General features: G+C 42.3%; 14 protein-coding genes and 1 riboswitch. Of the genes, 12 read left to right on the top strand and 2 right to left on the bottom strand.

Annotated elements, in window-relative coordinates; translation table 11 throughout:
* Positions 1–461 precede the first annotated feature (461 nt).
* From V7266_RS04640 to clpP, 3 genes are all read left to right on the top strand, one after another.
* Positions 462–602 carry a YrzI family small protein gene (locus V7266_RS04640; protein ID WP_335466211.1) on the top strand — a complete coding sequence of 47 codons (141 nt, stop codon included), beginning with the start codon at positions 462–464 and terminating at the stop codon, positions 600–602.
* A gap of 108 nt (positions 603–710) precedes the next feature.
* Positions 711–1,412 carry a sigma-70 family RNA polymerase sigma factor gene (locus tag V7266_RS04635; protein ID WP_335466209.1) on the top strand — a complete coding sequence of 234 codons (702 nt, stop codon included), beginning with the start codon at positions 711–713 and terminating at the stop codon, positions 1,410–1,412.
* Between the two features lie 32 nt (positions 1,413–1,444).
* The gene (clpP, locus tag V7266_RS04630; protein WP_335466207.1) at positions 1,445–2,026 is read left to right on the top strand and encodes an ATP-dependent Clp endopeptidase proteolytic subunit ClpP; all 582 of its coding nucleotides are present in this window, start codon (positions 1,445–1,447) and stop codon (positions 2,024–2,026) included.
* Positions 2,027–2,105: 79 nt separating this feature from the next.
* Here the strand turns inward: clpP and V7266_RS04625 are convergent, their stop codons facing one another.
* Positions 2,106–3,215, bottom strand: coding sequence for an AbrB family transcriptional regulator (locus tag V7266_RS04625; RefSeq protein WP_335466205.1), 1,110 nt, complete (start codon positions 3,213–3,215; stop codon positions 2,106–2,108).
* A gap of 256 nt (positions 3,216–3,471) precedes the next feature.
* Complete coding sequence (locus tag V7266_RS04620; RefSeq protein ID WP_335466203.1) at positions 3,472–3,762, bottom strand: DUF2642 domain-containing protein; 291 nt, start codon at positions 3,760–3,762, stop codon at positions 3,472–3,474.
* 182 nt (positions 3,763–3,944) lie between these two features.
* Positions 3,945–4,046: riboswitch (SAM riboswitch) on the top strand.
* A gap of 98 nt (positions 4,047–4,144) precedes the next feature.
* On the opposite strand from V7266_RS04620, the gene V7266_RS04615 reads away from it, so the two are divergent.
* The 9 genes from V7266_RS04615 (at position 4,145) to cysI (ending at position 13,422) form a co-directional block, all read left to right on the top strand.
* Positions 4,145–4,273, top strand: a complete 129-nt coding sequence (locus V7266_RS04615) for a YezD family protein (RefSeq protein WP_420491320.1) — start codon at positions 4,145–4,147, stop codon at positions 4,271–4,273.
* 76 nt (positions 4,274–4,349) lie between these two features.
* Complete coding sequence (locus tag V7266_RS04610) at positions 4,350–5,066, top strand: phosphoadenylyl-sulfate reductase (protein WP_335466201.1); 717 nt, start codon at positions 4,350–4,352, stop codon at positions 5,064–5,066.
* A gap of 155 nt (positions 5,067–5,221) precedes the next feature.
* Positions 5,222–6,289, top strand: coding sequence for an inorganic phosphate transporter (locus V7266_RS04605; RefSeq protein WP_335466199.1), 1,068 nt, complete (start codon positions 5,222–5,224; stop codon positions 6,287–6,289).
* Positions 6,290–6,354: 65 nt separating this feature from the next.
* Positions 6,355–7,506, top strand: coding sequence for a sulfate adenylyltransferase (sat, locus tag V7266_RS04600; RefSeq protein ID WP_335466197.1), 1,152 nt, complete (start codon positions 6,355–6,357; stop codon positions 7,504–7,506).
* A 15-nt stretch (positions 7,507–7,521) separates the two neighbouring features.
* Positions 7,522–8,121 carry an adenylyl-sulfate kinase gene (gene cysC / locus V7266_RS04595; protein ID WP_335466195.1) on the top strand — a complete coding sequence of 200 codons (600 nt, stop codon included), beginning with the start codon at positions 7,522–7,524 and terminating at the stop codon, positions 8,119–8,121.
* Between the two features lie 23 nt (positions 8,122–8,144).
* The gene (gene cobA, locus V7266_RS04590) at positions 8,145–8,924 is read left to right on the top strand and encodes a uroporphyrinogen-III C-methyltransferase (protein ID WP_335466193.1); all 780 of its coding nucleotides are present in this window, start codon (positions 8,145–8,147) and stop codon (positions 8,922–8,924) included.
* An 18-nt stretch (positions 8,925–8,942) separates the two neighbouring features.
* Complete coding sequence (locus tag V7266_RS04585; protein ID WP_335466191.1) at positions 8,943–9,644, top strand: sirohydrochlorin chelatase; 702 nt, start codon at positions 8,943–8,945, stop codon at positions 9,642–9,644.
* Between the two features lie 230 nt (positions 9,645–9,874).
* Positions 9,875–11,674, top strand: coding sequence for an assimilatory sulfite reductase (NADPH) flavoprotein subunit (locus V7266_RS04580; RefSeq protein WP_335466190.1), 1,800 nt, complete (start codon positions 9,875–9,877; stop codon positions 11,672–11,674).
* A 29-nt stretch (positions 11,675–11,703) separates the two neighbouring features.
* Positions 11,704–13,422 carry an assimilatory sulfite reductase (NADPH) hemoprotein subunit gene (gene cysI, locus V7266_RS04575; RefSeq protein ID WP_335466188.1) on the top strand — a complete coding sequence of 573 codons (1,719 nt, stop codon included), beginning with the start codon at positions 11,704–11,706 and terminating at the stop codon, positions 13,420–13,422.
* Positions 13,423–13,447 lie beyond the last annotated feature (25 nt).

The following is a 13,447-nucleotide window of genomic DNA, read 5'->3' as shown; positions in this document are numbered from 1 at the left end:
CTTTATGATGAGTTCATCCATAACTAATTTTTCACGATTGTTGTGGATCCAATTCTGTAGTTCTTGTTTATCTTTGCAAAGAGTATAATATGTTTCCCCACCTTTACCAAGTGCGTTGACAACATATCGACTTGTGTTCTCCATAATGCCCACCTTTAACATGTTTTGTTTAATTGGATTATATCAGGCTGAGTAAAATAATCCATGGTTATTTTTCATCAAAATCAACACATTTTTTATCAAATAATGCTACAACCATTGTAGGAGGTCTTGGTGTCTATTACAAGCCTTATTTACTTAATAGTTTATTATTTACGTATTCTTTAATTAACACATAGTTATATTATGTAAACTAAAAAAACATCATCTACAATAAAAAATTTAGGCCGTTCCCCAGTATCTTGAATAGTTCAATCAAACGTTATAAAGAAAATGAGCTAAATGAGAAAGAGGGGAATAAAATGACCATAAATCTCTTATTCTTTACCATATCCATCAATAAACATAAGATTCCACTAGAGGAAGCAGCCAGAGAAGAATATATAGAAAAAATCTATCAGCAAAACAAAGAAAAGCAGATCACGATCCATCGGTTTATGTAATCCATCGTAAACTTAACAAATAATAAATAAAAAATTGTATCTAACCCGTATCTAACCACCCTTCTCGAAACGTTTATAAAGCAGAGAGTGCCAAAGGAGTGAAAAAACATGTCAGTTAAGCTTAACCCATTCAGGACCATGGGTTCGAAGGAGGAAGAGAACCACTGGGCTGAATACTATCCTAAACTACAGCGCTATTGCCGATTTCTTACCCAGAACAAATGGGATGGAGACGACATCGCCCAGGAGACCTATCTGAAGGCTTTAAAGTATCATCAACACCAGATGAGCCCGTCTTTATTAAACAAAATTGCGTATCATCATTGGATTGATCAGCTTCGAAAAAGAAAACATGAAACACTAGATACGGAATTAGATCTCTCTAGCCATGAATTAACAAAACAACTGGATGAAATTACAAATGCGGTTGACATGCTGATCCATAAATTCACACCCAAGCAGGCCGTAATCTTTTTGCTAAAAGAAGCATTCCAATACCAGGTAAGGGAAATTGCTGAGATATTAGGCACAACTGAAACCGCAGTTAAGGCCAGTCTTCATCGAGGGAAAAAACGGTTGGAAAAATCAGGGGAAGAGGAACCTTTTTCCGTCGAGTCATTTTGGGATGAAGATGAAAAAGAGGAGCTCAGTGAAATCTTTTATGACGCCTTGAAGGAACAGGACCCCTCTGTGCTGATTGAAGCCATTCCTTCCATCAAAGCGATAAGCAATGTAACAAGTTTCTTTGCAAAAGCAAAATCATCCTATAAAAATCCATCTCCTTCAAGCACTCTCTGTATGGCAGCTTAGCCTAATAAATGCGCTTTAAGGAGGATATTAAAATGAGTACGATTCCCTATGTAATTGAACAATCTAATCGCGGTGAGCGTTCTTATGATATTTATTCCCGTCTGTTAAAGGACAGAATTATCATCATTGGAGAGGAAATCACCGATCATACCGCCAACAGCGTGGTGGCACAGTTATTATTTTTAGCAGCTGATGACCCGGAAAAAGAGATTTCTCTTTATATCAACAGCCCTGGCGGCTCGACCACAGCGGGATTTGCGATCTACGATACCATGCAAATTATTAAACCCGACGTTCGTACAATTTGCACCGGTATGGCCGCTTCTTTCGGCGCCATGTTACTCCTGGCCGGAACAAAAGGGAAGAGGTATGCACTACCGAATAGTGAAATCATGATCCATCAGCCATTGGGGGGTGCGAGAGGGCAGGCAACGGAGATTGAAATCTCGGCCCGGCGTATCCTCAAACTTAGAGAACATATTAATCAAATGATTGCAGAGCGAACAGGCCAGCCGGTTGAAAAAGTGGCCAAAGATACCGATCGAGATTATTTTATGAGTGCAGATGAAGCAAAAGCGTATGGGATTATCGACGAAATCCTCTCGTCAAATTGATAGAAAAAGAAGCAATGCGGATATTTGGTTCCACATTGCTTTTTTTTATGGAAAATTCTAATGCTTTCTTTTTCAGAAACTATGCAGGCTTCTTCTTTATTTTTCCAGACCCAACCTTAAAAAACAGCCTTAGCATGGGTGGAACAACAAAATAAATGAAAAAGAGCCGGAATAATTGATAACCTGTAACCATGGATAAATCGGCGTTCACTTCATGAGCGAGAATGGCCATCTGATCCATTCCTCCTGGAGCCAGGCTTAATAAGCTAGTAGACGGTGTGATATGGTAAAAATAAATGAGCAGCATTCCTAAGCCTACAGCCCCGACTATCATGAACAGGCCGCTCAAAAACGCGAGGCTAATCACTTTCGCTTTATGCTCCAGTTTTTCCGGTTTCAACAATAAGCCAATATAGGAGCCAATCATAAACTGTGAAACATCTAATATAGATGACGGCAAGACAGGTCCGTGCAGCCCCAAAATACCTGCGATCGCTGTTCCGAGAATGGGTCCTAATAAATTGGGAGTAGGAAACTTAAGTTTTCGCGCCAGGAATGCACATAATACACAAATCATTGCTAACACAATCAAATTAGGAAAAACAGGCCCCGTAATTTGCATAGACTGATTCACGATATCTGGTGCGGCACCACTGCCCGAATGACGAAACAACGGACCCAATATCAGAAAAGGGACAACAAAAATAATCATCATTAACCGCGCCACCTGCAGAAAAGTAACGGTGGTAATGTCGATTCCTTTCATTTCTTCCGCAAAAACAATCATCTGCGAAAGACCGCCGGGAATACTCCCAGTCAGGACTGTTGGATAATCAACCCCAGTTAATTTGGAAACGACCCAAGCAATACCAGCACAGAAGCAGACGAGTAAAGTGGTCATGAGCAGCATCGAAGGAAGTTTTGCGATAATTTCTAAGAGCGCCTCTTTTGTGAACGATAAGCCAATTGAATAGCCGACGATAATTAAGCCGGTATCACGAATTCCGACTGGCCAGTAAAAGGAGATTTTCCCGAATCTGGCTCCGATCAATACCGCTGCCATCGGACCGAGCAGCCAAGGAATCGGTGTGTGCAAGAAGGTGAATAAGACTCCGCCCACAATAGCAGCAATCAAGGTAACCGAAAAACGAAGTAATTTATTGTCTGAATTCAAAGCTGATGTATTCAAAAGATAACCTTCTGTCTATAAAAATTTTTAAATTCAACCTTGCATTAATGACACCACGATATATATGTAATTACGATCTTATAATATATTCGATCACATTTTTCAATTTACTATTTTAACACGATAAAACTTAAAAGGGTAATGACAGACATTATCATTGATTTGCAGGCATGACCAGATTTTCACATGTAAATGCCAACCTCCGTTTAAATGAGAAAGAGAAAGCAATAAAAATTTGCTTTCTCTTTACTCGATCTTAATGATTGCTGCTACTGCTGCTTTCCTCGTGGTCATGTGATTCCCCAGGTTCCCCTGGGCCAAATCCAAATGGTCCTCTAGGTCCAATCGTTTCTACACGGAAAATCGCCACGATTGTTTCAATTCTAATGGCTAAAACACGATGGCGTACCCTGCCCCTCGATTCCAACACAATGACATCACGGCCAACATCGAGAAGTCTGCCAACAAAATTCCCTTGAAGGGTCACCACTTCTACTTCCTTTTTTAACAATTCAAGGGCAATTTGATGAAAATTCAATTCTGTCACATCCATCATCCTCCTTCACATTACAGTAAATGCAAACATTCAAAAAAGGGCATTGGTTTCAAAAAATTTTTTCCTAAAAATCCACAACGTAGGAGAGGGGAAGCTAAGAATTTTTTTAATTTTGTATTTTTTTATTTACATAAATCCTATGGGTATGGTAGGATTAATTCCATCAAATAAATTTCTTATCTAGAGAGGCTTAGGGACTGGCCCGATGAAGCCCGGCAACCTGCTTAGCAAGGTGCCAATTCCAGCAAAATGTATTTCATTTTGGTAGATAAGGTGTTCACAGGACCTGTGGTAACGCCTTTCCTAAAATGGGAAGGCGTTTTTTGTAAAAAGGAGGCGAATCAAGCTGAACGGTGCTGAAAGGGAAGAGCTAATCACTCATTTAGAGAACATGTTGGTTTCTTTAAAATTTGGCTCAATAACACTAGTAGTTCAGGATGGCAAGATTGTACAAATAGAAAAAAATGAAAAGGTTCGTCTTAAACAAAATAAAATCCGCTGACCAGAACACTGGAGGCTGACCAAACGTCAACCATCCAGGAAGACGCTTTTTTTATGAAAAAAAGGAGGCATGTAGTATGACAGCTGCAATTACCTATCAAAATTGGCAACAAATTTCAGACACATTTTCATACGACGATGAAACAAAAGGGGCACTATCCGTATTAAAGTGGGCATACAGTACTTATCCAGAGCAAGAAATCGTGTATGCATCCAGCTTTGGAGCAGAAGCGATTGTGTTGATTGACCTGATCCAGCAAGTAAAACCCGATGCACATATTGTATTCCTAGACACCGGGCTCCATTTTCCAGAAACATATGAAGTTATTGACAAAATAGAAGCTCGTTTCCCAACATTAAGAATTGAGCGGAAACAGCCGAAAGTAAGTCTTGATGAACAAGCGGCAGAATACGGCTCGGCTTTATGGCTCCGTGATGCCAACCAGTGCTGTAACATTCGTAAAGTCATTCCATTAAGGGAGACTTTGACTGCTAAACAAGCTTGGATCTCAGGACTGCGCCGGGAACAATCACCAACCAGAGCAAACACCGAGTTCTTGAATAAGGATGAAAAATTTGAAAATATCAAAATTTGCCCATTGATCCATTGGACTTGGGATGAGGTTTGGGATTACATCAAGAAAAAGGATCTTCCATACAACACCTTACATGACCAAAATTATCCTAGTATTGGCTGTTTCCCTTGTACCAAGCCAGTAGGAGATGGCGGGGATTCACGCGCAGGACGCTGGTCAGGCAGCGGCAAGACAGAATGCGGCTTACATACCCGTTAAGCCAGAGCATCCACCACCGTGGAAATCCCTACTGTGGATTTTAAACCATTCCGGTATTGATGGGCAGTGCCCGCGTCTTCGGGCTCTTAATCCATCAATATAGTAAAGGCGAAGGTTAAAAGTCCGGTATGCAGGATGAAAGGAGGGGAGATTATTTGCTCACAATTATTGCCATGATGATTGGTTTGTTTTTCGCCATAAATATAGGTGCCAGCGGGGCAGCCGCTTCGATGGGAATTGCCTACGGAGCAGGGGTTGTAAAAAAAAGGCTGGCCTTGCTGCTATGCAGTATCACCGTTTTCTTTGGGGCATGGTTAGGCGGCGGAGAAGTCGTAAAAACGCTGGGAAGCGGGATTGTTCCAAGCAGTACGTTTACGGTCCCAGTTGCCTTAATTGTTTTAACATCTGCGGCACTTTCATTGTTTCTAGCGAATATCTTCGGAATTCCGCTTTCAACGAGTGAAGTAGCGGTAGGTGCAGTGATTGGGGCAGGGATCGTCTATCAATCTGTGTTAGTCAGTAAAATCGTTTGGATTTTGCTCTTCTGGCTGCTGACACCATTTGTTGCCTTTATCATTGCAATCGGTGCTACGTATCTATTAAAAAACAACCATTTAAAAAAGTGGCTGGAAGCACCGAAGGCCATCCCTTATCTATCCGTTCTTGTTGTTTTTATGGGCTTATTTGAGGCCTTCTCAGCAGGAATGAATAATGTTGCAAATGCGGTTGGACCGCTTGTTGGAGCCAAAATAATTTCCACCGATAACGGGATTTTCTGGGGCGGGTTATTTGTAGCAGGAGGGGCATTGCTTCTCGGCCATCGCGTCCTTGAGACGAATGGAAAGAAAATTACTTCACTGCGGTTAGAAGAGGGCTGTGTGATTTCAGGAACAGGTGCAACCATTGTCACGATTGCCTCTGTTTTCGGAATTCCAGTACCGCTGACACAAATTACCACTTCCTCGATTATCGGGATTGGCTTTGCGAAAAACGGCAAATCTGTCTTGAAAAAAGATATAGTCGTACAACTTCTTACAGTTTGGATTGTATCACCGGTTTTATCCATGGTATTATCATATACATTAATCCAAATGATCATTGAACATAATTTTTACCCAATTATTGCAATGGCCGGGGTGTTAATATCCGTCTTTGGTGTTATGTCCTTAATGAAAAGACAAACACCAAGTGTTTCGGTACACCAAGAGGCTGCGAAAGAGTAAATTTGCTAGCTTCATATTTTTATTGATATATATAATTTCTTAAAAAAGAAAGGACTTGATTGAAAGTGTCATTTTTACCAGCACCTCACGGAGGAAAACTAATTCAAGCATTCGACCCAACTTATGATTTAACAAACATCGAAAATGAAATCGAAATTGATGCTATTGCATTGAGTGACCTAGAGTTGATTGGTATTGGACTATTTAGTCCGCTTACAGGGTTCCTAGGAAAAGCTGATTACGAAAATGTTGTAACGAACATGCGTTTAGCTGACAATACCATCTGGTCGATCCCAGTAACATTGCCTGTATCGTATGAAACGGCAGGAACTCTCAAAGTAGGAGAAGAAATCAAGTTAGTTTTTCAAAACGAGGTTTATGGTGTCATCAAGGTATCTGAATGGTATGAGCCTGATTTAGATAAAGAAGCGATTGAAGTTTACAAAACAGATGAAGTGGCCCACCCAGGCGTTAAACGCTTATATGAAAGAGGCCCGGTTTATGTAGCAGGGGAAATCGTTCTTGTTAAAAAAGCTGAAAAAGGCGTATTTGCTGATGTTTGGTATGAACCAAAAGAAACACGTGCAATCTTTGAAGAAAAAGGCTGGAAAACCATCGTTGGATTCCAGACAAGAAACCCAATCCACCGTGCCCATGAGTACATTCAAAAAGCGGCATTAGAAATTGTTGATGGACTTTTTGTTAACCCGCTTGTTGGGGAAACAAAATCTGACGATATTTCTGCTGAAGTTCGTTTAAAAAGCTATCGTGTCTTACTTGATAATTATTATCCTGCTGAACGTGTCCAGCTTGGTGTCTATCCTGCGGCGATGCGTTATGCTGGTCCGAGAGAAGCGATTTTCCATGCGATTGCCCGTAAAAACTTTGGCTGCACACACTTTATCGTCGGCCGTGACCACGCTGGTGTAGGCAACTACTACGGAACATATGATGCGCAGCATATCTTTAGTAATTTTGAAGAAGGCGAGCTTGGCATTAAACCATTATTCTTTGAACACAGCTTCTATTGCACCAAGTGCGAAGGTATGGCATCTGATAAGACTTGCCCGCACAGCAAAGAAGATCGCGTAATCCTTTCTGGTACAAAGGTTAGAGAAATGCTTCGAGCTGGTGTTCTTCCTCCTGCAACTTTCAGCCGTAAAGAAGTTGTTGAAGTATTAATCGAAGGAATGAAAGAAGAAACCGCTACGGTCTAAGGAGGAAATACAACAATGTCTAAAGCTACGAATATCACATGGCACTCTGCAACGGTAACGAAAGCTGACCGCCGTACTCAAAATGGTCATGGCAGCTGCGTACTTTGGTTTACTGGACTCTCTGGTTCTGGTAAATCAACGATTGCTAATGCAGTATCAAGTGAATTATACCGCCAAGGAATAAGTGAATATGTGCTAGATGGCGACAATATCCGTCATGGATTAAACAAAGATTTAGGATTTTCTGATTATGATCGAACAGAAAATATCCGCCGAATTGGAGAAGTCGCGAAATTATTTGTCGACAGCGGTGCGATTGTAACAACCGCGTTTATTTCTCCATTCCGATCTGACCGCGATCAAGTTCGTGCGTTGTTTGAGGAAGGCGAGTTTATTGAAGTATACATTGACTGCCCACTCGAACAGTGTGAAGCGCGTGATCCTAAGAAGCTTTATGAAAAAGCACGCCGCGGTGAAATTAAAGATTTTACTGGAATTGATTCCCCTTATGAAGCACCGGAGCGTCCAGAAATTACCGTACGTTCGGATAAATTTTCAGTGGGTGAAGCCGTTCAGCAAATTTTTCAATACCTGCAAGAAAAGAACATTATCTAGTTTTTAAGAAAGGATGAGCGGCCATGGCTGGCAAGGTTTATTTAGTGGGTGCGGGTCCGGGTGATCCAGATTTAATAACGGTCAAAGGATTACGATGCCTGCAGAAAGCTGATGTCATCCTGTATGATCGGCTCGTTAATCCTGAACTACTGGATTTTGCAAAAGAAGGGGCGCAGCTGGTTTACTGCGGTAAGCTCCCAAACTATCACACCATGAAGCAGGAAACGATTAACCACTTTTTAGTAAAATATGCTAAAAAAGGCTATCAGGTTGTGCGGTTAAAGGGCGGCGATCCATTCGTATTTGGACGCGGCGGCGAGGAAGCGGAAGAATGTGTAAAGCATGATGTTCCGTTTGAAGTGGTTCCCGGGATTACTTCCGGGATCGCTGCATCCGCTTATGCCGGGATTCCAGTAACCCACCGCAGTTTGAGCAAAAGTTTTGCTTTTATTACAGGTCACCAAGCAGAAGGCAATGTGGAAGCGGAACATCAATGGTATCACTTAGCCAATGGGGTGGATACGCTTTGTATTTATATGGGTGTCTCCCATCTTCCGACCATTACCATGAAGTTAATCGAGGCTGGTAAACCACCAGAGACGCCAATTGCCCTTGTGCATTGGGGTACACTTGCTGAACAGCAGACAGTTATAGGAACGCTTGAAACCATTGAGGAACTTGTGAAGAAAAGTGCAATCACGAATCCAAGCATGATCGTGATTGGTGAGGTTGTAAAGCTTCATAATCGGTTAAACTGGTTTCAAGAAGAAATCGTTCCTAAACTGCCAGTTGTCCATGGGTAATTCTTGGAGGGTACAAAGATGAAAGCCATTTTATACATTGGGCATGGTACACGCTCGAAAAAAGGAGCAAACGAGGCAAGAGCCTTTATTGCAAGAGTCAGTGAGCGGGTGGATGTGCCGATACAGGAAATTAGTTTTCTAGAGCTTACGGAACCGTCGATAGAAGAAGGGTTTAGCCGGTGTGTGAAGAAAGGCGCAGCGGAAGTAACCGTTGTGCCCCTGTTTTTATTGGCTGCCGGTCATATTAAACAGGATATCCCGAATGTTCTTGAAGCGATAAGAGAGCGGTATCCTGATGTTTCGGTAAACGTAAAAGATCCTTTCGGTGTTCAAAGTAAGATTCTCGATGCAGTGGCTGAATTAGTTCGAGAGACGATTGGTACAGTCAGGGTTCAGGATCGTGTGTTGATTGTCGGAAGAGGGAGCAGTGACCCCGATACGTTAGCAGATTTCGGAAGGATTGCAGAGGGCGTTAAGGAACGGCTTGGCATTCCAGGCGTTTCGGTTTGTTTTCTGGCGGCAGCGGAACCTCGTTTGCAAGAGGGCTTAACAGCCGTTCTGGATGATGCAAAGAGCAAGGTNNCAGGGCTCCTGATTGCTGAGGTAACGGCGGAGATTCGTAAATGGTCGAAGCTGGGACGTGAAATTGTTCATACAGGAATCTTGAGTAGTCATCGGGTGATTGAGGATATTGTGGTTGAGAAGGCGTCTAAGGTTTAAGGCGGTCACAAAAATGGATAATCACACTGACCCATTTCGATATAGAAGAATCTGCCGGACATTAACTGGTAAGTGGAGTCCACGAACCTTAAGAATTTTTGAAAAAATGCTAACTTTTAAAGATTAATAGTTGTCTGAATCATAAAAAAATGGCATGCTAGATTATTAGAGAGACTTTTCTCAATAATTTTCTAAAATAATAATTTTTTATTCCATGTGAGGTGGTATAGTTGCAACTTCAGGTATTGAACAGCCCGTTTACAGAGGAGCAGGTGGAGCTTCTAAACAGACTCCTGCCAACCTTATCAGAAACACAAAAAGTGTGGCTAAGCGGCTATCTTGCCGGCTCCCAACTGGGAACCGCATCAGCCCAACTAGCACAACTTCCAGCTGAAACTTCAAAAATCTCTAAAGAGGTAACCATCCTTTACGGTTCTCAAACGGGGAATGCACGAGGTTTAGCCAAGAAATCAGCACAAACTCTTGAAGCAAACGGATACCTAGTAACCGTCAGCGCCATGAGCGATTTCAAACCTAACAATCTTAAGAAGCTTCAAAACCTTCTTATCATTGCAAGTACTCATGGAGAAGGGGATCCGCCTGATAACGCGATTAGCTTCCATGAGTTCTTATACAGTAAAAGAGCGCCAAAACTAGAAGATTTACATTTCTCTGTCTTAGCACTAGGCGACAGCTCATACGAGTTTTTCTGCCAGACAGGTAAAGACTTCGATGCTCGTCTCGAAGAACTTGGCGGTACACGTCTATATCCGCGCTTTGACTGTGATGTTGACTTTGATGAACCAGCTGCAGAATGGCTTGAGGGAGTTATTGCAAGTTTAGGTGAGGCCGCAGGCGTAACTCAAAGCGCAACGCAAACGGCAGTAAACCCAGCAGTCGAATCGGTTTACTCAAGAACGAACCCATTTAAAGCAGAGGTTCTTGAAAATATTAACCTAAACGGCAGAGGCTCTAATAAAGAAACACATCACCTTGAGCTTTCACTTGAAGGATCTGGCCTGGTATTCGAGCCGGGAGATGCTCTTGGCATTTATCCAGATAACGATTCAGAATTGGTTGATCTGCTAATTAAGGAACTGAATTTCAATCCTGAAGAAAAAGTAACAGTGAAACAAGGAGACGTTCGTACCTTACGAGATGCGCTTGTTTCCTATTATGAAATTAGTGTCCTAACAAAACCACTTCTTCAAAAGGCAGCAGAGCTGACAGGAAACCAAGATTTACAAGAGCTTCTTGCACCTGGCAAAGAAGAAGAAGTAAAAGGCTATATTCATGGACGCGATTTAATCGATTTAGTTCGTGACTATTCTCCATGGAATGTAACGGGACAGGAGTTCGTCTCCATTCTAAGAAAAATTCCAAGCCGTCTTTATTCGATTGCTTCAAGCTTAGCAGCTAATCCTGATGAAGTTCATTTAACGATTGGCGCTGTTCGCTACGAAGCAAATGGACGCAGCCGAAATGGCGTATGTTCGACATTAGTAGCTGACCGTACTAATCCTGGGGATATCCTTAATGTATACGTTCAGCAAAACGAAAACTATAAACTGCCACAAAACCCAGATACACCAATCATTATGGTTGGACCTGGCACGGGTGTTGCACCGTTCCGTTCCTTCATGCAAGAACGTGAAGAATCTGGGGCAGAAGGAAGATCATGGCTGTTCTTCGGTGATCAACATTTCGTGACAGACTTCCTTTACCAAGTTGAATGGCAAAAGTGGCTGCAAAATGGCACATTAACGAAGCTGGATGTAGCCTTTTCAAGAGACACGGACCAAAAGGTTTATGTACAGCACCGCATGCAAGAGCAAAGCAAGGAATTATTCCAGTGGCTTCAAGAAGGTGCAGTCGTATACATTTGCGGTGATGAGAAGCACATGGCACATGATGTTCATAAAACACTTATCGACATTATTGAAAAAGAAGGCAGCATGAGCCGCGAAGAAGCAGAGGCTTACTTAGCCAATATGCAGCAGCAAAAACGTTATCAGCGGGATGTATATTGATTTTTTAGGGGAAGGAGTTTTAGTTCAACATGGTTAATCAAATTTTAAAAGCACCAGATGGACCTCCAAGTGATGTTGAGGATATAAAAGTACGAAGCAATTATCTGCGCGGTACGTTGAAAGAAGTCATGCAGGATCGAATCAGCGCTGGAATTCCGGATGATGATAACCGTCTAATGAAACACCATGGCAGTTATTTACAGGACGACCGCGATCTTCGCAACGAGCGTGCAAAGCAAAAACTTGAGCCAGCTTATCAATTCATGCTTCGTGTCCGCCTTCCTGGGGGAGTAGCAGCACCGAACCAGTGGCTTGTTATGGATGAACTTGCCGACAAATATGGTAACGGCACTTTAAAGCTAACAACACGTGAGACATGGCAAATGCACGGCATTCTAAAATGGAATATGAAAAATACCATTCAGGAAATTAATTCTGCACTTATGGATACCATCGCAGCCTGCGGTGATGTAAACCGTAACGTAATGTGTGCTTCGAATCCCTATCAATCGGAGATTCATGCGGAAGTGTATGAATGGTCTAAGAAATTAAGTGATGATCTTCTTCCCAAAACAAGAGCTTATTATGAAGTCTGGCTGGATGAAGAAAAAGTGGCCGGCACTCCTGAATTCGAAGAAGTGGAACCAATGTATGGGCCAACTTACCTGCCTCGTAAGTTCAAAATTGGTATCGCTGTTCCTCCGTCCAATGATATCGATGTCTTTTCACAAGACCTTGCTTTCATTGCGATTGTCGAAGATGGCAAACTAATCGGCTTTAACGTGGGTATTGGCGGCGGTATGGGGATGTCACACGGTGATACCGCAACCTATCCGCAGCTGGCAAAAGTGATCGGTTTCGTTAAACCGCACCAACTTTATGAAGTAGCTGAAAAGACGATTACGATTCAACGTGATTACGGTAACCGTTCTGTACGTAAAAATGCGCGTTTTAAATACACAGTTGACAGACTTGGTCTGGAAAACGTCAAGGCTGAACTTGAAAACCGTCTTGGCTGGAGCCTGGAAGAAGCGAAACCATTTAAATTTGATTCTAACGGCGACCGTTATGGCTGGGTGAAAGGCGTTCAAGGAAAATGGAACTTTACCCTGTTTATTGAAAACGGCCGTGTGGCTGATTACCCAGATTATCCTTTAAAGACCGGCTTACGCGAAATTGCCAAGGTCCATACAGGTGATTTCCACTTGACTGGTAACCAAAACGTTATAATTGCCAATGTTTCTAGCCAGAAAAAGAAGAAGATCAATGAATTGATTGAAAAATATGGTTTAACAGATGGCAAGCACTATTCTGCTCTCCGCCGCAGCTCTATGGCTTGTGTCGCACTTCCTACATGCGGATTAGCGATGGCAGAAGCAGAGCGTTATTTACCTTCTCTAATTACAAAAATTGAAGAGATCGTTGATGAGAGCGGCTTACGTGATAAAGAAATTACCATCCGGATGACAGGCTGTCCAAACGGATGTGCAAGACACGCTCTTGGAGAGATTGGTTTTATCGGTAAAGCGGTTGGTAAATACAATATGTATCTAGGTGCAGCACATGACGGTTCACGTCTAAGCAAAATGTATCGTGAAAATATCGGCGAAGAAGAAATTCTTAAGGAATTACGTGTCATTCTTCCACGGTACGCGAAAGAAAGACAAGAAGACGAGCACTTCGGTGACTTTGTCATCCGTGCGGGTATCGTAAAAGCAACAACTGACGGTACTAATTTCCACGAATAATACAATGAGGCTGGGACATAACTAG

This window comes from Neobacillus drentensis (assembly GCF_036965645.1).
GTDB classification, from domain to species: domain Bacteria; phylum Bacillota; class Bacilli; order Bacillales; family Cytobacillaceae; genus Neobacillus; species Neobacillus drentensis_D.
The sequence above is the reverse complement of the archived record's forward strand: the minus strand, read 5'-3'. Positions and strand labels throughout refer to the sequence as shown.